This window comes from Paenibacillus harenae (assembly GCF_030812415.1).
GTDB classification, from domain to species: domain Bacteria; phylum Bacillota; class Bacilli; order Paenibacillales; family Paenibacillaceae; genus Pristimantibacillus; species Pristimantibacillus harenae_A.
The window spans coordinates 207,779-230,411 of the sequence record NZ_JAUSST010000007.1 but is presented as its reverse complement, the minus strand read 5'-3'; the positions used below and the strand labels follow the sequence as shown (position 1 = coordinate 230,411).

General features: G+C 44.4%; 26 protein-coding genes and 2 pseudogenes. 25 read left to right on the top strand and 3 right to left on the bottom strand.

All coding sequences use genetic code 11. The features are described from left to right. Positions 1 to 28: 28 nt before the first annotated feature. From J2T14_RS24960 to J2T14_RS24935, 6 genes are all read left to right on the top strand, one after another. Positions 29 to 463, top strand: a complete 435-nt coding sequence (locus tag J2T14_RS24960; RefSeq protein WP_307475225.1) for a MarR family winged helix-turn-helix transcriptional regulator — start codon at positions 29 to 31, stop codon at positions 461 to 463. Between the two features lie 97 nt (positions 464 to 560). Next, positions 561 to 2,324 carry an ABC transporter ATP-binding protein gene (locus J2T14_RS24955; protein WP_307205084.1) on the top strand — a complete coding sequence of 588 codons (1,764 nt, stop codon included), beginning with the start codon at positions 561 to 563 and terminating at the stop codon, positions 2,322 to 2,324. 43 nt (positions 2,325 to 2,367) lie between these two features. Next, positions 2,368 to 4,104, top strand: coding sequence for an ABC transporter ATP-binding protein (locus tag J2T14_RS24950; protein WP_307475503.1), 1,737 nt, complete (start codon positions 2,368 to 2,370; stop codon positions 4,102 to 4,104). Positions 4,105 to 4,436: 332 nt separating this feature from the next. Continuing rightward, positions 4,437 to 4,823 carry a MerR family transcriptional regulator gene (locus tag J2T14_RS24945; RefSeq protein WP_307205085.1) on the top strand — a complete coding sequence of 129 codons (387 nt, stop codon included), beginning with the start codon at positions 4,437 to 4,439 and terminating at the stop codon, positions 4,821 to 4,823. Between the two features lie 118 nt (positions 4,824 to 4,941). After that, the gene (locus J2T14_RS24940) at positions 4,942 to 5,922 is read left to right on the top strand and encodes an aldo/keto reductase (RefSeq protein WP_307475223.1); all 981 of its coding nucleotides are present in this window, start codon (positions 4,942 to 4,944) and stop codon (positions 5,920 to 5,922) included. A 72-nt stretch (positions 5,923 to 5,994) separates the two neighbouring features. Further along, a complete protein-coding gene (locus tag J2T14_RS24935) occupies positions 5,995 to 6,153 on the top strand; it encodes a hypothetical protein (RefSeq protein WP_373458199.1) in 159 nt (52 codons plus the stop codon). Between the two features lie 215 nt (positions 6,154 to 6,368). On the opposite strand, the gene J2T14_RS24930 is transcribed toward J2T14_RS24935, so the two are convergent. Beyond that, positions 6,369 to 7,064 carry a MerR family DNA-binding transcriptional regulator gene (locus J2T14_RS24930; RefSeq protein WP_307475220.1) on the bottom strand — a complete coding sequence of 232 codons (696 nt, stop codon included), beginning with the start codon at positions 7,062 to 7,064 and terminating at the stop codon, positions 6,369 to 6,371. 166 nt (positions 7,065 to 7,230) lie between these two features. On the opposite strand from J2T14_RS24930, the gene J2T14_RS24925 reads away from it, so the two are divergent. From J2T14_RS24925 to J2T14_RS24890, 8 genes are all read left to right on the top strand, one after another. Further along, the gene (locus J2T14_RS24925) at positions 7,231 to 8,094 is read left to right on the top strand and encodes an RCC1 domain-containing protein (protein WP_307475218.1); all 864 of its coding nucleotides are present in this window, start codon (positions 7,231 to 7,233) and stop codon (positions 8,092 to 8,094) included. 70 nt (positions 8,095 to 8,164) lie between these two features. Next, the gene (locus J2T14_RS24920) at positions 8,165 to 8,653 is read left to right on the top strand and encodes an NUDIX hydrolase (protein ID WP_307475216.1); all 489 of its coding nucleotides are present in this window, start codon (positions 8,165 to 8,167) and stop codon (positions 8,651 to 8,653) included. 175 nt (positions 8,654 to 8,828) lie between these two features. Beyond that, a complete protein-coding gene (locus tag J2T14_RS24915) occupies positions 8,829 to 8,981 on the top strand; it encodes a hypothetical protein (RefSeq protein WP_373458198.1) in 153 nt (50 codons plus the stop codon). A gap of 197 nt (positions 8,982 to 9,178) precedes the next feature. Beyond that, positions 9,179 to 9,466, top strand: coding sequence for a hypothetical protein (locus tag J2T14_RS24910; RefSeq protein ID WP_307475214.1), 288 nt, complete (start codon positions 9,179 to 9,181; stop codon positions 9,464 to 9,466). 162 nt (positions 9,467 to 9,628) lie between these two features. Beyond that, positions 9,629 to 10,102: an HIT family protein gene (locus J2T14_RS24905; RefSeq protein ID WP_307475212.1), complete on the top strand. Its 474-nt coding sequence runs from the start codon at positions 9,629 to 9,631 to the stop codon at positions 10,100 to 10,102. A gap of 215 nt (positions 10,103 to 10,317) precedes the next feature. Continuing rightward, entirely contained in the window at positions 10,318 to 10,842 is a 525-nt protein-coding gene (locus tag J2T14_RS24900; RefSeq protein ID WP_307475210.1) for a GNAT family N-acetyltransferase, read from the top strand. Positions 10,843 to 10,957: 115 nt separating this feature from the next. Next, positions 10,958 to 11,374, top strand: a complete 417-nt coding sequence (locus tag J2T14_RS24895; RefSeq protein ID WP_307475207.1) for a hypothetical protein — start codon at positions 10,958 to 10,960, stop codon at positions 11,372 to 11,374. A 188-nt stretch (positions 11,375 to 11,562) separates the two neighbouring features. Beyond that, positions 11,563 to 12,003: a hypothetical protein gene (locus tag J2T14_RS24890; protein WP_307475205.1), complete on the top strand. Its 441-nt coding sequence runs from the start codon at positions 11,563 to 11,565 to the stop codon at positions 12,001 to 12,003. A 199-nt stretch (positions 12,004 to 12,202) separates the two neighbouring features. Here J2T14_RS24890 and J2T14_RS24885 read toward each other — a convergent pair whose 3' ends face one another. Next, positions 12,203 to 12,688: a hypothetical protein gene (locus J2T14_RS24885; RefSeq protein WP_307475203.1), complete on the bottom strand. Its 486-nt coding sequence runs from the start codon at positions 12,686 to 12,688 to the stop codon at positions 12,203 to 12,205. Positions 12,689 to 12,786: 98 nt separating this feature from the next. Here J2T14_RS24885 and J2T14_RS24880 point away from each other — a divergent pair, with 98 nt between their 5' ends. From J2T14_RS24880 to tnpC, 9 genes and pseudogenes are all read left to right on the top strand, one after another. Further along, positions 12,787 to 13,119, top strand: coding sequence for a hypothetical protein (locus tag J2T14_RS24880; RefSeq protein ID WP_307475201.1), 333 nt, complete (start codon positions 12,787 to 12,789; stop codon positions 13,117 to 13,119). A 202-nt stretch (positions 13,120 to 13,321) separates the two neighbouring features. Further along, positions 13,322 to 13,900 carry a TetR/AcrR family transcriptional regulator gene (locus tag J2T14_RS24875; RefSeq protein ID WP_307475198.1) on the top strand — a complete coding sequence of 193 codons (579 nt, stop codon included), beginning with the start codon at positions 13,322 to 13,324 and terminating at the stop codon, positions 13,898 to 13,900. Positions 13,901 to 14,019: 119 nt separating this feature from the next. Continuing rightward, positions 14,020 to 14,781, top strand: a complete 762-nt coding sequence (locus tag J2T14_RS24870) for an SDR family NAD(P)-dependent oxidoreductase (protein WP_307205099.1) — start codon at positions 14,020 to 14,022, stop codon at positions 14,779 to 14,781. A 376-nt stretch (positions 14,782 to 15,157) separates the two neighbouring features. Continuing rightward, a pseudogene (locus tag J2T14_RS24865) lies at positions 15,158 to 15,262 on the top strand (GNAT family N-acetyltransferase); the annotation flags it as partial. A 22-nt stretch (positions 15,263 to 15,284) separates the two neighbouring features. Then, positions 15,285 to 15,899 (top strand): annotated as a pseudogene (locus J2T14_RS24860) (FMN-binding negative transcriptional regulator). Between the two features lie 255 nt (positions 15,900 to 16,154). After that, the gene (locus J2T14_RS24855) at positions 16,155 to 16,865 is read left to right on the top strand and encodes a YHYH domain-containing protein (protein WP_307475196.1); all 711 of its coding nucleotides are present in this window, start codon (positions 16,155 to 16,157) and stop codon (positions 16,863 to 16,865) included. A gap of 261 nt (positions 16,866 to 17,126) precedes the next feature. After that, positions 17,127 to 17,468, top strand: coding sequence for an IS66 family insertion sequence element accessory protein TnpA (gene tnpA, locus J2T14_RS24850; protein ID WP_307203392.1), 342 nt, complete (start codon positions 17,127 to 17,129; stop codon positions 17,466 to 17,468). Further along, a complete protein-coding gene (tnpB, locus tag J2T14_RS24845) occupies positions 17,462 to 17,815 on the top strand; it encodes an IS66 family insertion sequence element accessory protein TnpB (protein ID WP_204822099.1) in 354 nt (117 codons plus the stop codon). The genes tnpA and tnpB overlap by 7 nt, the downstream gene beginning before the upstream one ends. Before the next feature lie 70 nt (positions 17,816 to 17,885). Next, the gene (gene tnpC / locus J2T14_RS24840; protein WP_307475192.1) at positions 17,886 to 19,439 is read left to right on the top strand and encodes an IS66 family transposase; all 1,554 of its coding nucleotides are present in this window, start codon (positions 17,886 to 17,888) and stop codon (positions 19,437 to 19,439) included. 101 nt (positions 19,440 to 19,540) lie between these two features. Here tnpC and J2T14_RS24835 read toward each other — a convergent pair whose 3' ends face one another. Further along, entirely contained in the window at positions 19,541 to 19,876 is a 336-nt protein-coding gene (locus J2T14_RS24835; protein WP_307475190.1) for a response regulator transcription factor, read from the bottom strand. Between the two features lie 373 nt (positions 19,877 to 20,249). On the opposite strand from J2T14_RS24835, the gene J2T14_RS24830 reads away from it, so the two are divergent. Both J2T14_RS24830 and J2T14_RS24825 read left to right on the top strand, forming a co-directional pair. Then, positions 20,250 to 20,888 carry an HAD family hydrolase gene (locus tag J2T14_RS24830; protein ID WP_307475188.1) on the top strand — a complete coding sequence of 213 codons (639 nt, stop codon included), beginning with the start codon at positions 20,250 to 20,252 and terminating at the stop codon, positions 20,886 to 20,888. Positions 20,889 to 21,664: 776 nt separating this feature from the next. Continuing rightward, entirely contained in the window at positions 21,665 to 22,621 is a 957-nt protein-coding gene (locus J2T14_RS24825) for an ABC transporter permease (RefSeq protein ID WP_307203388.1), read from the top strand. The last annotated feature ends 12 nt before the right edge of the window (positions 22,622 to 22,633 follow it).

The following is a 22,633-nucleotide window of genomic DNA, read 5'->3' as shown; positions in this document are numbered from 1 at the left end:
CATTCGTTTTAGGGTAAGGAGGTGCAGAATGGGCAAAGAAAGATCGGTTGCGCTGGAGCTTAGAACGTTGAGGAACTTGTTGAAACGACATGTGGACGGGTTCATTCATCACAAGTACGGCGATCAATTGACCGGCATGCACGGATGGGCGCTGAAGTTCTTTGTCGATAACCGGGATAAGGAGATTTTCCAACGCGACTTCGAGAATCAGTTCTGTATCAGGCGTTCGACCGCGAGCAAGATTTTGCAGCTGATGGAGAAAAACAACCTTATCACAAGACAATCCGTTTCCTACGACGCCAGGTTAAAGCAGATCATTCTAACCCCGATGGCCATCGAGTATTGTGAAGCCATTTTCGGAAAGTACGTCGAATTGGAGCGAGAATTGAAAAAGGGATTGTCGCAGGAAGAGCTGGATACATTTTTCACCGTGCTGGATAAAATCAAAAGCAATTTGGAGTAGCGGTCGTCATCGTTGTCGGGACGGCTTTCATTAAAGTAATATTGTTAGTAGGCTTACAGTTCTATTGCTAACTACAGGGAAAAGGAGCGTTCGGTAGATGCTTAAGATTTTGAAATATTTCAATCCGAAAAATGTTTGGTTTATTATCGTTAGTACCGCGTTTATCGTGTTCCAGGTATGGCTCGACCTCAAGCTTCCCGATTATTTGGCGGAAATTACGAAGCTGGTGCAGACCGAAGGCAACTCCTTGAGCGAGGTGTGGGAGCCGGGCGCTTATATGCTGATGTGCGCGATCGGAAGCTTGATCGCTTCCTTCATCGTCGTCTATCTCGTCGCGCAGAGCGCCGCATCGCTCGCTAAGCGACTAAGAGGCTTGCTCTTCGACAAGGTCGAATCGTTCTCGATGGCCGAGATGAACAAATTTTCGACAGCGAGCCTCATCACTCGCTCCACGAACGATATTACGCAAGTGCAGACGATCGTGGCGATGGGGCTGCAGGTTATGATCAAAGCGCCTATTCTGGCAGTCTGGGCCGTTGTGAAGATCTCCAGCAAGAGCTGGCAATGGACGCTCTCTTCCGGCATTTCGGTTGCGCTGCTTCTGCTCATGATTGCAATCGTCATCTTGTTCGCCATGCCGAAGTTCAGAGCGATTCAAGGATTAACGGATCAATTGAACCGTGTAACGAGAGAAAGCTTGACCGGTCTGCGGGTGATCCGCGCCTATAATGCGGCTCCGAGCCAGGAAGCGAAGTTCGAACACGCGAACAAGGAATTGACCGACGCGAATCTGTACACGAGCCGATTAATGGCGTTAATGATGCCGGTCATGAGTCTGATCATGAGCGGATTAAGCCTTGCGATCTATTGGATCGGCGCTTATCTGATCAACGGGGCGGATACGGCTGCAAGGCTCGGCTTGTTCAGTGACATGGTCATCTTCTCTTCCTATGCGATGCAAATCGTTATGGCGTTCATGATGCTGTCGATGGTATTCTTCATGCTGCCGCGGGCGTCGGTATCTGCCAAGCGCGTTATGGAAGTGTTGAATACGGAACCAAGCATCAAGGACGGCAGCTCGAAATCATCAAACCAAGCTAAAACTGGAGAGATTGAATTCCGAAATGTCAGCTTCAAGTATGCCGATTCGGATGAATATGTGCTTCAAGACATCAGCTTCGTTGCGCGCAAAGGCGAGACGGTTGCGTTCATCGGCTCGACTGGCAGCGGCAAGAGTACGCTCATGAATTTAATTCCGAGATTTTATGACGTGACGGACGGAGAGGTGCTCGTAGGGGGCGTGAACGTCAAGGATTACTCGCTTCGGGATCTGCACAACAAGCTGGGTTATGTCCCTCAGAAAGCAGTATTGTTCACCGGAACCGTGACGTCCAACGTCGCTTATGGCGATAACGGGAAAGCGGCAGGCTCGGCGGATGATGTGAAGAAAGCGGTAGCGATCGCTAAGGGCACAGAGTTCGTCGAGAAGCTCGAAGGCGGATACGAGGGCAGCGTGTCGCAAGGCGGAACGAACTTGTCAGGCGGCCAGAAGCAGCGGCTATCTATCGCTAGGGCAGTGTACCGCAGGCCTGACATTTACATTTTCGACGATTCCTTCTCTGCGCTTGATTACAAGACAGACCGTCAGCTGCGCTCCATGCTGATGCAAGAAACAGCGGACGCTACCAACCTGATTGTGGGACAGCGCATCGGAACGATCAAGGATGCCGATCTCATCCTCGTTCTCGACGAAGGCAGAATCGTAGGAAGAGGCACGCATCAAGAGCTGCTGCAGACCTGCGAGGTCTATCGTCAGATCGCTAACTCTCAGTTGTCGAAGGAGGAGCTCGAAATTGGCTAAACAGCAGACCGCAACAAAACCAAATATCGATTTCAAAGGCACAATGGGCAAGCTGGTCGCGTATTGCAGGCCGTACCTTCCTCTTATTGTCATAGCTTTACTGCTGTCCGTTGTGGGCACGATATTTACGATTATCGGACCAAGTCAGCTGGAAGCGATGACCGATCATATCACCGCGGGCTTAATGGGCGGGCTCGATATGGACGCGATTGCCCGTATCGGTATTCTGCTCTCCGTCCTGTATGGATTAAGCGTCGTCTTCTCGTACTTCCAAGGCTATATCATGGCTACGGTCACGCAGAAGGTATCGAGGGGGTTGCGTACGCGCATCTCTCAGAAGATCAATAAGCTTCCGCTCAAGTATTTCGACTCCAACAGCAACGGCGACGTGCTAAGCCGCGTGACGAACGATATCGATACGATTGGGCAAACGATGAATCAGAGCGTCGGGATGCTTGTAACATCCGTTACGATGCTGGTCGGCTCCTTGGTTATGATGTTCTACACGAATGTTTGGATGGCACTCACGGCGATCTTGTCGACCTTCTTGGGATTTGCCTTCATGACCGCGATGATCAAAAAATCGCAAACGCATTTCGTACACCAACAAGCGAACTTGGGAGCGATGAACGGCCACGTCGAGGAAATCTTCTCGGGCTACGATGTCGTTAAGGTTTATAATGGGGAGCGGAAGGCGAAGGAAACCTTTAATGAAATTAACGATAAATTATATGAAAGCTCTTGGAAGTCGCAATTTCTATCCGGCTTAACGATGCCGCTTATGATGTTCGTAGGCAACTTCAGCTATGTGGCGGTTTGTATTGTCGGGGGCGCATTAGCGATGAACGACCACATTTCGTTCGGTGTCATCGTAGCCTTTATGCTTTATGTCCGGTTGTTCTCGCAGCCCCTTGGGCAGATCGCGCAGGCAGCAACAACGTTGCAATCGACGGCAGCCGCTTCCGCGCGGGTATTCGAATTCATTGAAGAGAACGAGCTGGAGGACGAGAGCGGTAAACCGAAGGTACTTAAGGACGTTAAGGGCCAAGTCGAGTTCAGGAACGTTACGTTTGGGTATAATCCCGATAAGCTGATCATTCATGACTTCTCGGCCCGTGCTTTGCCCGGCCAGAAGATCGCCATCGTTGGCCCGACAGGTGCCGGCAAGTCGACTATCGTTAATCTGTTGATGCGATTCTACGAGTTGAACGGCGGGGAAATTGCTATCGACGGCGTTCCGATCCATGAGATCCCTCGGGAAAACGTGCATGAGCAATTCTGCATGGTGCTGCAGGATACTTGGCTGTTCGAGGGAACGATCAAAGAAAATATCGTCTTCAACAAGCAAGGCGTTACCGATGCCGATGTGAAGAACGTCTGCAAGGCGGTCGGCATTGACCATTTTATCCGAACCTTGACGCATGGCTACGACACCGTATTGAACGAGCAAGTGAACCTTTCCGCCGGGCAGAAGCAGCTCATCACGATTGCGAGAGCGCTCATTGCGAACGCCCCGCTGCTCATCCTCGACGAGGCGACGAGCTCCGTCGATACGAGAACGGAGCTTCTCATTCAGGAAGCGATGGACCGGCTGATGGCGGGACGCACTTCGTTCGTTATCGCGCACAGGCTGTCCACGATCAAGAACGCCGACATCATCCTCGTGATGAAGGACGGCGATATTATAGAGAGCGGCAATCACTTAGAGCTGCTTGCGGCGAACGGCTTCTATGCCGATTTGTACAACAGCCAGTTCGAACATGCGGAAGCGGTTATATAGCAGAGACCTACGCTCGAATAAAACTTTAAAGAGACGAGTCGGAAGCTGGATCGATTACATATCGGTTCAGCTTCTTTTTGTGTGCCACGCATGGCGACTAATTAGGAGCCTTATACTATCCGCTCAGTCAAGATCCCCACTTGTTCTGCCCTGAGACGAGGTGGATCAGGCATTTCATTCTTAACCACCATCCCCTTTGTGCATATGCAGTTAACCTCTGGCTGCGTATTGACATGGAGTGGACTCCAGACTGTAAACTTAACGGGTGGGAGTAATACGCTTAGAAATCAGCCTATTTGGTGTTTCTATAGAATAGAAGGAGGGCAAGCCCCATGAGAATGGCAGAAGTAAGCGCCAAATATGAGCTGTCGCAAGACACACTCCGCTATTATGAACGAATCGGACTGATTCCTCCTGTAAACCGAAATAATAGCGGAGTAAGGAATTACACGGAAGATAACCTAAAATGGGTCGAATTCATTAAATGCATGCGAACCGCGGGCCTTCCAATCGAAGCGTTAATCGAGTATGTAGGATTGTTTCAACTAGGCGATGAAACCCTTGAGGCTAGAAAAGAGCTCTTAAAGGAGCAGCGCGATTTGCTATTCGCAAAAATGGGAGACATGAAGAAAACGTTGGAACGTCTCGATTCCAAAATCGAAAGGTACGAACAGACCGTAGGGGAAAAAGAAAAATTACTAAACAATCTTGAGAAATAATCTTGTCTTGACTTTGAGTTAACTCCAAGTGGGATAATATAGACGGTCAAGAGGAAAACAGTCATCGGGGAGAACATCATTTGAAAGAATAATACGACTTGGAAAGCAGGGGAATCGGATGGAATATGCGAAACTAGGAAATACAGGCTTGGATGTATCTCGGATCTGTCTTGGTTGTATGAGCTTTGGTGAAGCCGAGCGGTGGACACACCCTTGGGTGCTTGATGAAGAGAAGAGTCGACCGATTATTAAAAGGGCTTTGGATCTAGGCATCAATTTTTTCGATACGGCGAATATTTATTCAATCGGATCAAGCGAAGAAATTGTAGGGCGGGCTTTGAAGGATTATGCCAATCGAGATGAAATCGTTATCGCGACGAAAGTTCATTTCAGAATGCATGAAGGGCCAAATGGTGCTGGCCTTTCCCGAAAAGCAATCATGAGCGAGATGGATAAGAGCCTTAAGAGACTAGGAACAGATTATGTGGATCTGTACCAGATTCACCGCTGGGATTACAATACGCCGATTGAAGAGACGATGGAAGCCTTGCATGACGTGGTGAAGGCAGGTAAAGCAAGATACATCGGAGCATCTGCCATGTATGCCTGGCAGTTTCTAAAGGCGTTACATGTAGCCGAACAACATGGATGGACCCGGTTTGTATCCATGCAAAATCATCTAAACCTTATATACCGTGAAGAAGAGCGGGAGATGATGCCGCTTTGCAAGGAAGAAAAAATCGGCGTTATCCCATATAGTCCTCTCGCTTCAGGTAGATTGGCGCGTGATTGGTCCGAAACAACCCATCGTTCCGAAACCGACCAAGCTCAGAAATGGAAATACGATGCAACTGCAAATGTTGACCGAGTCATTGCAGATCGGGTAGCTGAAATCGCAGAAAAACGCGGTGTTCCCCGTGTTCAAATCGCACTTGCCTGGTTGTTGCAGAAAGAGCCGGTGACAGCTCCAATAATTGGTGCTACAAAAATAGCCCAACTCGAAGAGGCGGTAGGTGCTCTTGCGATTACGTTAACGCAGGATGAAATGGCGTCGCTAGAAGAACTCTATGTGCCCCACCGAGTAGTCGGCCCGCAGTAAGACAGTAGGTTATAGAGAGAGTTGCCGAAGTCGCCGCGAAGCGGACGTTCCGCATGTGCAAGTGGCGCTTGCGTGGGTACTTCAGAAAGAATTCATTACCGCGCCGATCTTAGGCGCGACCTAGCCGCATCACTTGGAGGACGCCGCGCCGCATGGCCGATGAAACTGGATGAAGACGAAACCGCGTACCTTGAAGAGCCTTATTTACCGCACCCGGTTATCGGACACTAAGCAAAAGACGGATCTCGGTCTACATCGTGATCCGTCTTTTTTACCGTTTGTACTTTAACAAACAATAGTCCCGCATATGTAGGGGTATTTCCATATTAGACTTATGCTGAGCGTAACGGTCAATCTGTTATTCATTGTATCTACGGTTGCGGTGATGAACGATGACATGGTTTTCATGCAGATCCATGTCATGACTTCATATTACGGGACGACTGCTAATTGTCTATGTATCTCATCATTTCTGATATGCCCTTCAATTGATTTGCCAATTGTTCATTTAACTTCTGCAGAGTTACCTGGAAAGAGTGTTCGACAGCAGTTAAATCTTGTGTCTCTAAGGCTTCAAGTAACGGTTTCATTCTCTCAATGGAATAGACTGTCTTCCTTAAACTGCTGATAATAATAATTTTTTTTAATTCTCGCTGTGTAAAGACCCTGTATCCGTTTTCCGGATTCCTCTCAGAGCGTATTAGCCTCTCCTTTTCCCAATGTCGAATAGCGGATGGATTAACGCCAGCTATAGCGGCAACCTCCCCGATTCTCATGTCTTCCGTTATCAATATGTTTCTATAACTAGAGAAATCGGTTTTTCGAATCAGGCTTATGACCTCTTCGATTCGTTGCTTTTCTGTTTGAATGTTGTATTGCTGTAGATTGACTAACCATAGAGCCTGTTCTCTGTGGCCTTTCTTTATTAACCTCATGACATCGTAAACGACAGGAATATCGTATCCCTTGATTAAAGCGCGTAAGGCAACGAATGCTTGAACATGGAACGATGTGTAACATCTTCTTTTACTTGCTGTTCGCGGTACGTCGGGTACCAAGTCAAGTTCTTCATATCGTCGCAAGGTGGTCGTGCTAACGCTAAGTTTCTTGGCAATCTGCTTTGGCGCATAACTGATTCCCATTGTTGCTCACCTTTCCTTTAAGTTAAACCTTAAACTTCTACAACAATATTAAACGAAATATTAGGTTTCTGCGCAAGGGTTCAAGGAATACGAAACGAAATCTTGCATGAATGTTGTATGATCAAATATGAGCGGATGGAAAGAAAAGAATACGAGGAGGAATGACATGGTGAAACGCTGGCCTAAAGAAACCATAGCGGCGGGCCGTCGTCATACCGTCGGGCTTAAATTGGACGGCACGGTGACAGCTGTGGGCGATAATAAATATGGCCAATGTGATGTAGGAGGCTGGAGCGATATTGTGGCGGTCGCGGCTGGTAATGTTCATATGGCGACGAACACGGGTAATGCTCATACAGTCGGTCTTAAATCGGACAGTACTGTGGCGGCTGCGGGTTGGAATAAGCATGACCAATGCGATGTAAACGACTGGCGCGATATCGTAGCGGTTGCGGCGGGTTGGCGTCGTACCGTCGGGCTTAAATCGGATGGCACGGTGGTAGCGGTGGGCCGAAATAATGAAGGTGAATGCAATGTAAGCGGCTGGCGTGATATGGTGGCGGTCGCGGCGGGCGACTGGCATACCGTCGGGCTTAAATCGGACGGCACGGTGGTAGCTGTGGGTAATAATCGGTATGGCCAATGCAATGTAAGCGGCTGGCGCGACATAGTGGCGGTAGCGGCGGGTTACCTTCATACCGCCTTGCTTAAATCGGACGGCACGGTCGCGGCTGTGGGTTTGAATAAGCATGACCAATGCGATGTTAGCGGTTGGCGCGGTATTGTGGCGATTGCGGCGGGTAGTCATCATACCATCGGCCTTAAATCGGACGGCACGGTGGCGGCTGTGGGATGGAATGAATATGGCCAATGCAATGTAAGTGGCTGGCGCGATATTGTGGCGGTTGCGACGGGTTGCGCTCATACTATCGGCCTTAAATCGGACGGCACGGTGGTTGCTGTGGGTGATAATGAATATGGCCAATGCGATGTAAGAGGCTGGCGAGGCATCCAACTGCCCGGCAATTAGTTTTCAATATTAATAAACATATAATCATGTGGAATAAATAAACAATTTTACAGTACTAGGAGGTCGTGAAATGGCGTTTCCGACACATATTGTATCGGCAGGCGGAATTGTAGAAGATGGCGATGGAAATATCCTATTAGTAAAAGCCCATGACGACGGTTGGGTGTATCCTGGTGGGATAACTGAAGTTGGAGAAAACCTGATTGCTGGCGTGATTCGTGAAATCAAAGAGGAAAGTGGAATAGACGCCACTGTTAGCCATTTAATTAGTGTTGTCTCGAATACAGCGATCCATAAGTGGTATGACGGTGTGACTGATGTTCCTACGAAGGTCATGTTTGATTTCGTGTGCAAAGCTGTTGGTGGAGAGTTAGCTACTTCCGATGAAACGAGCGAGTGCAGGTGGGTTCCAAAGGAAAATGTGCTGGATTTGATTACTTTACCCGCAATCCGCATGCGTTATGAAGCTTATTTGAACTTTAACGGCTCTGTGAATTATATAGAGTACGTCACTGCGACAACGTCAGAATGTAATGTCAAGCTTCAAAGGCGTGTTTAGTTGTACGAGGGCTTCGTGTTTTAAAAATTCTTTGCACTATCGGTACGATAGCTTAAACACGACTTGAAGGCAGCCGACAATACGATCGGTTGCCTTTGTTCGTTGAAGTAACTGGCAGACTCCGTTAATGACGTAGTACCCCTAATCAAAAAACAGGAACATGGAGATATGAGATTTGAAGATCCATAGGATAGATCATGTGGGTGTAATCGTAAATGATTTCTCTGCCGCTAAAGAGTTTTTTCTCGTTATTGGTCTTGAAGTGCAAGGGGAATGGGAAATGGAACTGACAACCACGTTTATGCTGCGAAACCAAACGGAGGAATAAAGATGCAGGTTGGGAATAATCAGAATAATCATCGAAGGGTAACCGTTCAAGCGCCCTTTAATTTCGTTGTATTAGATAAACTGGAGGAAACGGCTTGAATAATCCTAATGAGTTTTTTATTACTAGGAGGGCTATAGATAGTCTTAACGACAAATTAGGGCTTCCGGAAATAGATCAGTTTTCACAGGATTGGGAACATGAAGTTGCCAATTCCATCTAGAGTTATTGAGTTTATTTCATTTTATGAAACTGCTGATCTGAACCATGATGAAAAGTTCGCTCTGATGAGCTTGATCATTTCTTCTTATGATAACTATTTAAGCGAAGGTAATTTCCAAGAGAGTACCTGGGAGAATATAAAGAAACATTTAGTTCGCGATATGGATTTACACAGAAAAACGATATTATATTGGTCATTAGTCGAAGAAGAACTTGATGATTGTTTTTGCATTACACCGAATATGAGACAAATTTTTGTACCATAATTTATCGTTGCGCTAACGGGAAACGGTAGTTCAACATCAACATACGGCAGCTGGCCATGATCGGCTGCCGTTTTTCATTGAACTAACTGGCAGAATAACGCAACGAACAGAAGTTGCCTGCGTCTAATAGCTGAGAAATATGAAAGGAGTTGAATGAGAAAGATGACAGCATCATTTTCACATAAGCCCGAAGGATACGAATGTCCATTTTGTCGTGTTTCGGGTATCGAGCGACCTAATCAGGGAACAAAACAAAGGGATATCATCTATCAGAATGAAAAGGTAACGGCATTTATAGCGAGCAAATGGTGGCCAAACAATAAAGGACATGTTCTTGTTGTCCCTAATCAACATTTCGAGAACATCTTTGAACTCCCTGCGGATTACGCTGTTGAAATTCACCGCGCGGCTCAGCTTACAGCGTTTGCAATGAAAAGTACATATGGATGTGATGGGATTTCTACGCGGCAACATAATGAGCCTGCTGGCAATCAAGACGTGTGGCATTATCATTTCCATGTTTACCCTAGATATGTGAATGATCAACTTTATCTGACAAAGGGTTCTCAGTCCGATCCAGATGAACGCTCTTTCTATGCTGATAAGTTGCGTTCTTGGATAAAGGAAAACATTTAAGGTCTAGGAGGAGCGAATGATAACCCTAGTAGGAGATGAACCTGAGATTACGTGGGCCTTACTAGAGGATTTGGAAAAAAAATAAGGTTCTCTCATTAAGCTAACGGGAGACGATAGTGGAGGAGCTTGCTATACAGCAGCTTCTCTTTTTTTATTGAAGTAATGGACAGATTAGCGTGGTAATATAAGTAAAATGGCTGTGTAGAGGTGGTTCAGTGAACATTAGAAGCGCTGTGTTGGATGACGTTAAGGGCATTGTACATGTGCATGTTGAAAGCTTAAAATCATCGCATGTTGGCATCCTTCCTCAGGATTTTCTAAACAATTTGACACATGAGTGGTCTACTCCTAGATTTACAGAAGCCTTAAGCCAGCCTCCAAAAGACGTTAGCTTATTGGTTGCGGAAGATGAACAAGGACAAATTATCGGTTTTATCTGGGGTGGACCAGAACGGAAAGGAGATAAGAAATACAAAGGAGAAATATATGCCATATACATTCTAAGCGAATATCAGGGTGTTGGGGTTGGACGGCAGCTAGTTAGAGCTTTAGTTGAAGATTTGATAAGTATTAATATCGTTTCCATGCTAGTTATGGTGTTCGAAAGAAACCTCGCATCCCGTCGCTTTTATGAAGCTATGGGGGGACGTAATATACGTGAAGGTCTCGCCATTGTGAATGGTGAACAATACAAGGACGTTGTTTACGCTTGGAACAATATCAAGGCAGTATTAAGCTAACGGGCAGGATAGCTTAACAGAACAGCAGTACCACTCTAATTTCCAAACAGGTGAACGTAACATTCATTACTAACAGAACGTCTATGAAGCATCTAAGAAAAAAGGGGAATATGAAATGAAATTAATGATTATTTTACTCCTTGCATTTGTGGTTGTTATGACAGGCTGCACTAACGAAGAAAAAGAAGATAGTAAAGTTACCCTGGAAAATGTTATTCAAGCAATTGGTGCTGAAGGTCCTGAATTAATTTCAGAGGGGCAAAGAGAAGATGGTGCTCTTGAAAATGTTAAACCATACATGTTCAGTATTGCGAATTCAAAAGAAAATGCCAAACCTGAAGCAATTTACGTTTATATTTTTGATTCGGAAAAGACTGTAAAAGATGCAAAATCAAAAGGTAAGTATTCGGTAACATCATTAACGGCTATCGAACATTATGAGCAAAAAAATGCTTTAGTCGTGTATTTTGCCAATGGCGGTAGGATTGAAAAGTTCGGGGATAAAATTCAATCGGCAATGCAAAAGTTATAACTCAATTCGCGGGCGACACACCTGCAAGATGTAGGATTGCAGTAAATCATTAAGCTAACGGGGAACGATAGTTCAATCATGACACGACGGCAGCCGGCCAGAAAGATCGGTTGCCTTTGTTGAGCTAACGGGCAGGATAGTTCCAATTATGGTAATATGAGGGTAATCCTAAAGGAGGCGAAATCACCATGAAATCTAAGTTGGGAATTATCGTTCTGATATGTATGATCGCATTAGTTGGTTGCTCTAAAGTTAAAAATGTCAAGGAGAATGAGTATAGTGTTCAAGATGTTATTAATGCTTTTGAATCACAGAATTTAAAACTTATACCATACGGGATGGCAGGTACAATACCAACATTGAATAAAGTTATCCCAGAAATGAGTTCGGTTGAAGACGTTGCAACTGTAGATCATTCTGACCCTGAATTGGTTTATTTTTATATTTTTAATACAGAAGCTGGTCGTAAATCTGGTATAAAAGAATTTAATAAGGAAATGAAAAATGCCAAATTCACAACGTATCCTTTTTTATATGAGAAAGGAAATATACTCACTATTTATTGGGCTAAATCAAAAGAAAAGCCGCTCCTAAATGAACAAATCAAATCAGCAATTGAAAAACTATAAAGGTAAGACTTACCTATTAAGCTAACGGGGAACGATAGTTGAATGAACGCAGCGCAAACCAGGCCGTTTCAGGGACTGGTTTTTTAGAATTTATAAACATCCATTTAAAATGGAGAACGTTAGTTGAACAACAAAAGGAGCAGTTTGCGACAGCTGCTCCTTTCTTCTAGCCGGTGAAAGTCTCGTTGTTGCTTTGCACTTAATCCGCCTCATGTTCACGCGCATCCTTAAACATTAATATTACCGCTGTTATGAATAAGATAGCGGTAATTACGCAGCATTCCGCGTAAGTCATGCCAAGACCGAACCACAGTTCGAGGACTGCGTAGAGTCCCGCCGCTGAGCCTGTAAAAATGCCGATGCACGCGATTAGTAATGCGATGATTACGAACATGTAGCGGCCAGTGTTTGGTTTGTGCAATGTTTTTTTCCCCGGATTTAGAATTAACGAGATCCGCTCCATAGTCGCCAGAAGCACGGGTGACTTGTTTAGTTTTTTTCTTTTATTTGGTGACAAAGTTATCTCCCCTATTATCTTGTTATATTCTATTTCGGAACTTGGACTGGCTAAGTTAAGGCCTGAAGAGATTCCAAGGGCGAAACTGGACGAGAAACTGACGGAGGCAGGCATAATATAGCTACCAAACGGTGGAGCGAATTCAATTTCCCATTCGGTATGTTTCAATCTCTCTAAGCAACCGATTTATATTAGAACGGATATACGTATTGTCCTCGTATAGTCTACTCAGCATAACTCCGCCTTCAATAACAGAGGTAATATAGATGGCCATTTCTTGGACCTCTGTCTCTTCTTTAAACTCCCTTGTTCGATACCCATCCGAAGAAGAGAACGAATTAGCTCCAAAAAATTCGCCATTGCCATTTTCGTCTTTTCCTTTAATGACGGATGGGCGTCATCGCTCTCGATCTGCCCTTTTGCATACCGGTGACACGGCTCAAATCCGAGATGGAGGAACCAAATTGAATAAAACGGCAGCTTGTCGGATGATAAAATCCCTGGTCTTTTCCCCTTTTCTCATCGTATCCTCCTCAAAAAAACCAATCGATCGTTATATTGATTATAAAACAAATAATGCGTCCGTCAAAAAATCGTAAATGTATGTAGACAGTCAATGAAAAACATGGCACATCAGATACGGTAGAGTATGATGGCTATGAAAAATCATTTAGTTAACATCCGACTAAAACACTTCCGCATATCCGAATTGGAGGAGTTAAAGGTAAGTATTGACATTTCATGTTCGATAATATACTTTTGATGTAGACCGATCTTCATAATTGGAGGAGAAATACATCAATGGATAAATCCGCACGTGAACGTTTTATTGAAGCTACAACACGTTTAATTGAAATGCATGGCTATCACGGCACAGGGCTAAATCAAATAATAAAGGAAGGTGGTGCCCCAAGAGGATCGCTTTATCATCATTTCCCTAATGGCAAAGAGGAACTTGTTTCCGAAGCAATTGATAAACTGGGTCAGGGTGTTGCCGATCAAACACGAAAAATTCTCGATAGTGCCAATTCGCTCTCTGATGGGGTTTACTCCATATTTCTTTATCTGTCAAAAAAATTTGACGATTCCGATTGTGTAATAGCCGGATCTATTGCATCTGTTGCGTTGGAAACCTCCCATATCAGTGAAAAATTACGGGAAACGTGTAAAAGGACTTATGATTCATGGAGGTCGGCTTATGAAGAAATGCTATTAGAAAGCGGATTTTCCGCATCCCGTGCAGCGCAAATCTCTACGTTTATTACAGCCTCAATCGATGGAGCGATTATTTTGTGCCGTATTAACCGAAGCTCGGAACCGCTGATGCATATTGCAAGAGAAATAAAGATTCTTCTCGAGCACACTCGAGATCTGGAATAATGTATAGCAGAGAAGTAGTGAAGATTATGATATACGAATCATTTATTATCTTTCAATTATGTAGATCGGTCTACTTATATATTGAGCAAAGAAAATAAAACGAATAGGGGATGACTGCGATGAATTTGGAATTAAAGGAAAAAGTGGTAGTGGTGACAGGAGCATCTAAGGGTATCGGTAAAGCAACTGCGAAACAATTTGCAGCGGAAGAGGCTCATGTTATCATTACTTACGCTAACGATCAGGAGACAGCATCACGGACAGCCGAAGAAATTCGGGCACAAGGACTTTCCTGTCAAGCTGTTCGTTTGAACTTGGAAAATAGTGAAAGCATCCAGAAGGCAGTCGAATTTGTAGGCAAAGAGTTTGGTGGCATCGATGTATTGGTCAATAATGCAGTTTTCTGGGGAGGAGCAGCGCCAAAATTTGAACCATTTGAGCATACTTCGACAGATAGTTGGTTCTCTGTTATCGATCAAAACTTGAAAGGCACTTACCTCGTTACCAAAGCTGTTCTTCCCTATATGAGAAAAAGGGAATGGGGCAGACTTGTCCATGTGTCTTCGAATCTTGCAGAAGATGGCATGACGGGTGGAACATCGTACACAGCAAGCAAATCTGCACTATCTGGGTTTAGTAAATCATTATCGCTAGAGCTGGCAGCGGAGGGGATTTTCTCAAATGTGGTTATGCCTGGTTTTACTCTAACAGAATCGAATGCATCGGTTTTCCCAAAGGACTTATTGAAAAAACATGCGGAATCAATTCCTGCTAAACGGTTAGGTACACCAGAGGATGTTGCCAATCTCATTGTTTACCTTGGTTCGAAAGCCAATAGCTATGTGATTGGAGAAACAATACGCGTAACCGGGGGGCGATGAGAAGGTAACGTTGGTGGGAGATATCTGTCTATTGCGTAATGATGTACTTTGTAGATGAGATCGTTTATTACGGGGTACGATAGTTGAATGAACGCAGCGTAAACATCCATTTAAAATGGAGAACGTTAGTTGAACAACAAAAGGAGCAGTTTGCGGCAGCTGCTCCTTTCTTTTAGCCGGTGAAAGTCTCGTTGTGGCTTTACTCTGATCCTTCAGCTTGTTCAAGCGGGATACGGATGCTTATATTACAGCATTTAATCCTGCTCAAATTCATGCGCATCCTTAAACATTAATATTACTGCTGTTATGAATAAGCCGGTCATTACGCAGTATTCCGCGTAAGTCGTGCCAAGACCGAACCACAGTTCGAGGACTAATTACCTTTTATAAAAAAATGGACTTTGTTCAAACAGGAGCTCACTCTTTCTATATGGGTGATGAAGAACAAATCGATTTTATAATGACCAAAACACTCATATAGAGCAAACGAGGAGGAGAAAACCATGTATATTCCTTCGCACTTTCACATTGATGAAATAAAAATCGCTTACGACCTTATCAAGGAACATAGCTTTGCAACGCTAATTTCACAACAAAACGGAATACCCGTTGCTACTCATTTACCTTTAATTTTGGATAATGAGAACAAATACTTATATGGGCATCTTGCACGTCCGAACCCTCAGTGGAAGGATATCAGCAATTAAATTGTCTTAGCCATTTTTCATGGTCCGCATTGCTATATCTCCCCTTCATGGTATGAAACAAATAAAGCAGTTCCAACATGGAATTATGTGACGGTTCATGTATACGGCGGAGTCGAACTTATTGATGATGAAAATGAGTCAGCGGATCACTTGCATGAACTGGTATTGAAGTATGAGGCTCCTGATAGTTCATATCGTTTGCAAGATGTAGACGCTGACTTTATCGCCGGGATGAGTAAAGGGATTCAAGGATTCAAAATAAGAATCAACAAAATAGAGGGAAAGGCTAAGTTAAGCCAAAACCATTCCGTACGACGGCAAGAACTTGTCATCAATCAACTGGAACGGTTTTCGAGTGGGGACGAACAGAAGATTGCCTCACTAATGAAAGCGAATCTCAAAAGAAGATAGCTTAAATGCATGTTGTTAGCCATGTCCATTACCCCCCTTTCTTTGCCCAAAAGTTGGATGCCAAATGGTTAAAATCGGACAGAGAAAGTTTTTTTGCTGATCGGAACGAACGACCTCGCCTGACATATCGAAGGGAGGCGCTGATATAAAAAGATGTATTAATTGCAATCTAACCATTTATTTCCTTCAATATTGATAGTATAATTTTACTAGATTTCATTTAGTTCTTTGTGTCTATATAATTGGAGGGATATTGTGAAGAAATTAGTAAGTATCATTTTATTGTCTGTCATGCTTGTATCTATGATAATGCCTACCATCGCTTTAGCTCATTCAGGTCGTACGGACAGTAGCGGTGGACATAACTGTTCTGATAAATCCAAGGCTAAAGGATTGTGCACCGGATATCATTACCATAATGGTGGCTCGAGTAGCTCAGAATCAAGTTCTTCAAATACAACTACCCAAATTACAAAAGTAAAAGTAATCAGCAATGAATATCCAGAAGCTTCACACTGTAAGAAGATTAAAGATGTATATGTATCTACGGATACATACTATATTTATTATGAACGGATCTGGGATTGTAATTACTATACAAATAGTGGAACAGTATATACCTATTTAGACTTAAACTTATTTGTTGATACGAAACAACAGGTTTTAAATAAACAATTAATTAGCGTTAAGTACTCAACCTATATCTCTGTCAGAGATTTTTCGAAGGCTGCTGGTTATAGTCTTGAGATTGATAAGGCAGGGGACATTGTTCTGAAAAAGGAGAAGTCGACGATTAAAATAGTTAAATCAAATAGTAATGTACTTCTTAATGGCAAGGCGACAGATGTTACTGCCGAGATCGCAGATAGCACCTATTACATTCCATTAAGATCTGCATTGAAATGGGTAAATGGAAGTATTTCCTCTTTGGATAGTTATAATCTTTATATTTCAATAGCTAACTAATTTAAAAGCCCGTAAACAAGACATTTCGAGGGAAGCGTCTTGTAATTCAAAGAAATAAACATTCAAGCCGAGCTTCAACCAGGATTCTGTCTTGGTTGAAGCTTGGCTTATTTTGATGCATAAAAGAAGATAAATGATTGTAATGACTTAAATGTTTGGCGTATAATGCCTTATATATACGTAAGCGTCAAACTCTTCCCACCTTCAACTACTACGCTCGCTATGAGATCATGAGTTTAACCTGAGTATGGAGGATATCTCATGAATGCTAATGAACAACGCAGACAAGATTGGCAAGCACGCATCGCAGCCTATCGGGCAAGTGGCCTCACAATGAAAGCTTGGTGCAACGCAAATGAGTGCTCTGTCGAACAATTGAAATATTGGCTTTACAAAATAAAACGTGGTTCATCCCAGACTACTCCAGACCCAAAGACTTCTCACGTACAGTTTGTACCTCTTGCCGCTGTTGATCCACCGGGCAGCGTTTTTTCTGCTCCTTTTCTAATCCTTCATATCGGTGAGATCAGGGTTGAGCTTCATTCCGGCTTTGACCCGAAGCTTCTGCGCGAAGTGATTTACGTGCTTACTTCATCATGCTGACCTTTTCAAGCAATCAGCGTGTGTTTCTTGCCTGTGGTTCTACCGATCTGCGCAAGTCGATCGACGGACTTGCTGCCATCGTCCAGGAAAGCTTCGGCTTGGATCCGTTCTCTTCCGGCTTGTTCGTATTCTGTAACCGGGCATGCAACAAACTCAAAATTCTTTACTGGGATTATAATGGATTCTGGCTTTACTACCGCCGCCTGGAACGGGGCAGATTTCAATGGCCTACAGGCAAGGAGGAAGTTGTGGCCATTTCAAGCAGGGAGCTCCGCTGGCTGCTGGATGGTCTTTCACTCAGCCAGCGGCAAGCTCATCCCAAGGTCAATGCCGTTTCCGTCATTTAGTCACATCTTTGTAATCATTTCGTCATAGGTCCTTACAGGGATTAGGTGTTTATTATCTAATGAGTAAAGTATGGAAAAACATGCAGATACGCCAACCATTGAATCTCTACAACAACAAATCATCGAACTATCGGCTAAGCTTAAATGGTACGAAGAGCAGTTCCGCTTAGCGCAGAAAAAGCGATTTGGTACTTCTAGTGAGCAGACGCACCCGGATCAATTAGAGCTCTCATTGTTCAATGAAGCCGAAATGCTGGCATCACCTGTTGGTGAAGAGCCGCGGGCTGAACAGATTACCTACGAGCGTCGCAAGTCATCCGGCAAGCGAACAGAGGATCTCTCCAAGCTTCCAGTAGAAACCATCACCTATTCACTGGAAGAAGGCGAGCAAGTATGTACGTGCTGCGGTGGTTCTCTTCACGAGATGAGTACGGAGACGCGCAATGAAATTGCCGTTGTACCGCCACAAGTGAAGGTCATCCGTCACGTGCGAAATGTGTATGCCTGCCGTCATTGTGAACGTGAAGATATTGAAACCCCGATCGTCACAGCTGTGATGCCAAAACCTGTTTATCCGGGAAGTTTGGCATCACCGTCGAGCATGGCTTACGTAATGAGCCAGAAATACGTCGACAGCTTGCCGTTATACCGGCAAGAGCAGCATTTCGCGCGTCTCGGATACACGTTATCTCGTCAGACGATGGCGAATTGGATGATCTATGGTGCACAGAAATGGCTCATGCCATTGGTCTCCGTGATGAAAGCTTATCTGCTAAGGCAGGATGTGCTTCATGCAGATGAGACGACGCTGCAGGTGCTGCGTGAGCCTGGGAAGTCTGCTCAATCGTCCTCGTATTTGTGGCTGTATCGCACCGGACGCGGTGTAGCACCGGCGGTCATCTACGATTACCAGAAGACACGTGGCGGCGAGCATCCACAAATCTTCTTATCCGGGTTCAAAGGTTATCTGCATGTCGATGGTTATGCGGGCTATCATAAGGTTCCTGGTGTGACTCTTGTGGGGTGCTGGGCACATGCGCGGCGTAAATACGATGAAGCGTTGAAAGCAGCCCCGCCAGCGACCAGAGGTAACAAGGATTCGGTGGCTAGTCAAGGACTGGCTTACTGCAATGCTCTCTTCGCCATTGAGCGCGAGCTGAAGGATGCTTCGCCAGAAGAACGATATGCCGAGCGAAAGAAGCGGAGCCTTCCGATCCTGGAGGCTTATTCGGTATGGCTTAAGCAGCAGCGCTCTCAAACACTGCCGAAGAGTCTGGTTGGAAAAGCGATTGCTTACAGCCTGAATCAGTGGGAGAAATTGACCACCTTCCTGAAGGATGGTCGGCTCGAGATCGATAATAACCGCAGTGAGCGCTCGATCAAGCCATTCGTGATCGGAAGAAAGAACTGGTTATTTGCGAATACGCCTCGCGGCGCGAAGGCAAGTGCGGCGATCTACAGCGTCATCGAGACGGCGAAGGAAAACGGACTTCTTCCATTTCAATATTTAAAGTACCTGTTCGAGCAGCTTCCGCAGCTTCCGGATTCACAAAATCCAGAGGCGCTCGAGCCGTATTTGCCATGGTCATCTTCGCTTCCGATTACATGTCGTTTTATGTGTTAGTCATGGGCAAGTTTGAGGTTATGTGTTACCCATATGCAAGAAAAATGAGCAGAAAATCTTTAAGTACACAGTACCCGTTAATTAATCCATAGGTATTGAATTCAACCCAATCCCGCTTCCTTCGCCCTCAATATCGCTTGAGCACGATCGGCTACCTGCAGCTTGCTGAATATATTCGTGATATGATTTCGCACGGTTTTGGGACTGAGGAAAAGCCGGTTCGCCAGATCTGAATTGGAGAAACCTTGAGCGATCAAGGTTAATACTTCCCGTTCCCGTTCCGTAAGATCCGGTAGAGGGACGGATTCGGTCGAAATCGGCTTCAATCCCGAAAAGTATTGCATGAGACGGCTGGCTATCGATGGACTAAATATGGCCTCGCCGCTGCTGACCGCGCGTATCGCGCGAAGCGTTTCCTCTTGTCCCGCTCCTTTCAAGAGATATCCGCGCGCACCCGCTCTCATGGCAGAAAAAATAGAATCATCATCATCAAACATTATCAGAACGACTATTCCAATATAGGGTAGAGACAGCAAAACGCGAAAAACGTACGCTTACAATTGTGTTGTATCGTGATCCGGCCATAATTGGTTAAATTGTGTTACGTTAAGGTCATTGAAACGGTTGTTGTTAAAGCGAGAATTACACAACCCAATTGCCTTTGTATTGCATCCTTTAGCGTATGGAAAAATAGCTATTTTACTGAGTTTTTATCCTTTAGCGTACGAAATCCGCGTTTTGTTGGCGATACCCCTACACGGAAAGTTGACGAGGTTCCTGAACAAATTCGAATTGCAGGGAGATGAAATATTGAAAGCTTTTATTTTTGATATGGATGGCGTCATCATTGATAGTGAACCAATACATTTTGATATTGATGTTAAAACAATGAATTTTTTTGGGGTTACTATTTCCCCTCATGAGCTAGATGAATTTGTAGGAATGACCAATCCAGAAATGTGGAAGATTCTGAAACAAAAATTCAATATCTCACATTCGGTATCTGAGATCATTGAATATCAACTTTCATTAAAAATTGAATTGATAAGATCAACTGAAATCGGTCCAATTAATGGCATATATGAATTAATTTTAGAACTTAAAAAGCTCAATATTTTATTAGGAATAGCTTCTTCTTCTCCGATCAAATTTATTAACGAAGTATTATTAAAGTTTAAAATACTGGAGTATTTCGATTGCATAGTTAGTGGCGAAGAAGTAGCAAAAGGCAAGCCAGAACCGGATGTCTATTTAGAAGCTGCAAAACTTTTGGGAGTCGATCCGTCTGAATGTATTGTTCTTGAAGATTCAAAAAATGGAATTCAATCCGCAAAATCTGCTGGAATGAAATGTTTTGGATTTATAAACCAAAACTCAGGGAATCAAGATCTATCAAAGGCAGACATTATTGTTAACTCAATTAGAGGTATCAAGGTAACCGATCTTTAGAAGGAATAATCAAAGTGGTCCAATTACGTCAGATAACACAGTATTCACGCTTTGTGTCTATACAAACGAAGAAGGAGCTGCCGCGGCAGCTCCCTTTTTTTACATCTTCACAAAATGAGATGTTTTGTACGGATGTCCCTCACGTACGAATACAAATTCAATTTCAAGCAGAATATGTCCCTCAGTTCATTACGACCGCTGAAACAACAGGAAGTTGAATGACCAGTGGGCCGGATTAGCTTAGAGTAAGAAAATACGCTAAGCCTTCGAATGTTATCGGCTTAGCGTATATTTTCGTTAAAATGTTGGCGGGACCCCAGTTAGAGGTGGTCAGCGGCACTTTGGTTGTGGACGCTTTAGCTGTTGTTCCATAACACATACTTAATGAACTGATTAGATATTTTCAATTTGATTATGTTGTGATGAAAAAACTTTCGTTTTTAGCGTATACAACCGGACATATTATGGTAATCTATTTGCTCATATTTATTGTTGACAGGTTATATGGACAAGAAAAAGGTATCGGTGCTAAATGATGACTTTTGGCATTTGCTTCTGTTCATAGCTGTCATCAGCCACTTTCTTTGTCGGTGAAATCGGAACCGCCATTGACGGTGGCTTTTTCCTTTCGTCGCCGCCATCATCTATAGGAGGGTGATGAATATGAAATCAAGAATTAAATTCGTGGTATTTTGACATGGAAGTGATTTATTGATATATAAAGCGTTTTCATATTTCCTTATAATTTAAGTTATCAAATAAATAGGGGGAGTAAGATGAATGCCAGCCTGACGAAAGTTACGAATTCCTCGATCGTGAGAAAACGATTCCAGTCCAGGGACAAATACAAGCTCTTTTTGATGGCGTCACCATTTCTGATTTTGGTGCTTTTGTTTTCCTACCTGCCGCTATTCGGGTGGATTTATGCCTTCTATGACTTCCGGCCGGGCATTCCGCTGTCCCAGAGTAAGTTCATGGGCTTTTATTGGTTCACCTCGATGGTTTCGAATCCTATCCAGCGCCAGGAATTGTACCGGGTTCTGACCAACACGTTCGCCTTCAGCGGATTGGGTATGCTGACGTCGGTTCTTCCGGTTATCTTTGCAATCCTCTTGACGGAGATCAGGAATTCTGCGTTCAAGCGGATCGTCCAGACGATTACTACGTTGCCGAACTTTATTAGCTGGGTGTTGGTCTATTCGTTCGCGTTCATGCTGTTTTCCGTCGATAACGGTTTCGTGAACAATCTGTTGTTCAAGTTGAATTGGATCGAACAACCGACGAACATTCTTGCCTCCAGCGAACATGTGTGGCTGCGGATGACGCTCTGGGAAGTGTGGAAAGGCCTTGGCTGGGGAGCGATCCTATACATCGCTGCGATCACCGGAATCGACCCGGAATTGTACGAAGCGGCTAGGGTGGACGGCGCCGGACGCTTCCGCCTGATCTGGCACGTGACCGTACCGGGCATCATGTCCACCTACTTCGTATTGCTCGTCCTGTCGATTGCGAGCTTTATTAATGCCGGGTTCGATCAGTTCTTCGTGTTCTCCAACGCGATGAACATGAATCATATCGAAGTGCTCGATCTGTACGTATACAATGTCGGGATGGCGAACGGTAATTACGGGTTCGCGACTGCGGTCAGCATCTTAAAGTCTTTGGTCAGTCTGATCCTCTTCTTCGCAGCCAACAGCTTATCCAAACTTGTTCGTGGAGAAGGCGTAGTCTAGAACCGGCAAGTG

Bases quoted from the DNA above. Each gene is read 5' to 3' on its own strand.
- J2T14_RS24960 (WP_307475225.1), top strand. From the start codon at position 29: ATGGGCAAAGAAAGATCGGTTGCGCTGGAGCTTAGAACGTTGAGGAAC.
- J2T14_RS24955 (WP_307205084.1), top strand. From the start codon at position 561: ATGCTTAAGATTTTGAAATATTTCAATCCGAAAAATGTTTGGTTTATT.
- J2T14_RS24950 (WP_307475503.1), top strand. From the start codon at position 2,368: ATGGGCAAGCTGGTCGCGTATTGCAGGCCGTACCTTCCTCTTATTGTC.
- J2T14_RS24945 (WP_307205085.1), top strand. From the start codon at position 4,437: ATGAGAATGGCAGAAGTAAGCGCCAAATATGAGCTGTCGCAAGACACA.
- J2T14_RS24940 (WP_307475223.1), top strand. From the start codon at position 4,942: ATGGAATATGCGAAACTAGGAAATACAGGCTTGGATGTATCTCGGATC.
- J2T14_RS24930 (WP_307475220.1), bottom strand. From the start codon at position 7,064: ATGGGAATCAGTTATGCGCCAAAGCAGATTGCCAAGAAACTTAGCGTT.
- J2T14_RS24925 (WP_307475218.1), top strand. From the start codon at position 7,231: ATGGTGAAACGCTGGCCTAAAGAAACCATAGCGGCGGGCCGTCGTCAT.
- J2T14_RS24920 (WP_307475216.1), top strand. From the start codon at position 8,165: ATGGCGTTTCCGACACATATTGTATCGGCAGGCGGAATTGTAGAAGAT.
- J2T14_RS24910 (WP_307475214.1), top strand. From the start codon at position 9,179: ATGAAGTTGCCAATTCCATCTAGAGTTATTGAGTTTATTTCATTTTAT.
- J2T14_RS24905 (WP_307475212.1), top strand. From the start codon at position 9,629: ATGACAGCATCATTTTCACATAAGCCCGAAGGATACGAATGTCCATTT.
- J2T14_RS24895 (WP_307475207.1), top strand. From the start codon at position 10,958: ATGAAATTAATGATTATTTTACTCCTTGCATTTGTGGTTGTTATGACA.
- J2T14_RS24890 (WP_307475205.1), top strand. From the start codon at position 11,563: ATGAAATCTAAGTTGGGAATTATCGTTCTGATATGTATGATCGCATTA.
- J2T14_RS24880 (WP_307475201.1), top strand. From the start codon at position 12,787: ATGGCCATTTCTTGGACCTCTGTCTCTTCTTTAAACTCCCTTGTTCGA.
- J2T14_RS24875 (WP_307475198.1), top strand. From the start codon at position 13,322: ATGGATAAATCCGCACGTGAACGTTTTATTGAAGCTACAACACGTTTA.
- J2T14_RS24870 (WP_307205099.1), top strand. From the start codon at position 14,020: ATGAATTTGGAATTAAAGGAAAAAGTGGTAGTGGTGACAGGAGCATCT.
- tnpA (WP_307203392.1), top strand. From the start codon at position 17,127: ATGAATGCTAATGAACAACGCAGACAAGATTGGCAAGCACGCATCGCA.
- tnpB (WP_204822099.1), top strand. From the start codon at position 17,462: ATGCTGACCTTTTCAAGCAATCAGCGTGTGTTTCTTGCCTGTGGTTCT.
- tnpC (WP_307475192.1), top strand. From the start codon at position 17,886: ATGGAAAAACATGCAGATACGCCAACCATTGAATCTCTACAACAACAA.
- J2T14_RS24825 (WP_307203388.1), top strand. From the start codon at position 21,665: ATGAATGCCAGCCTGACGAAAGTTACGAATTCCTCGATCGTGAGAAAA.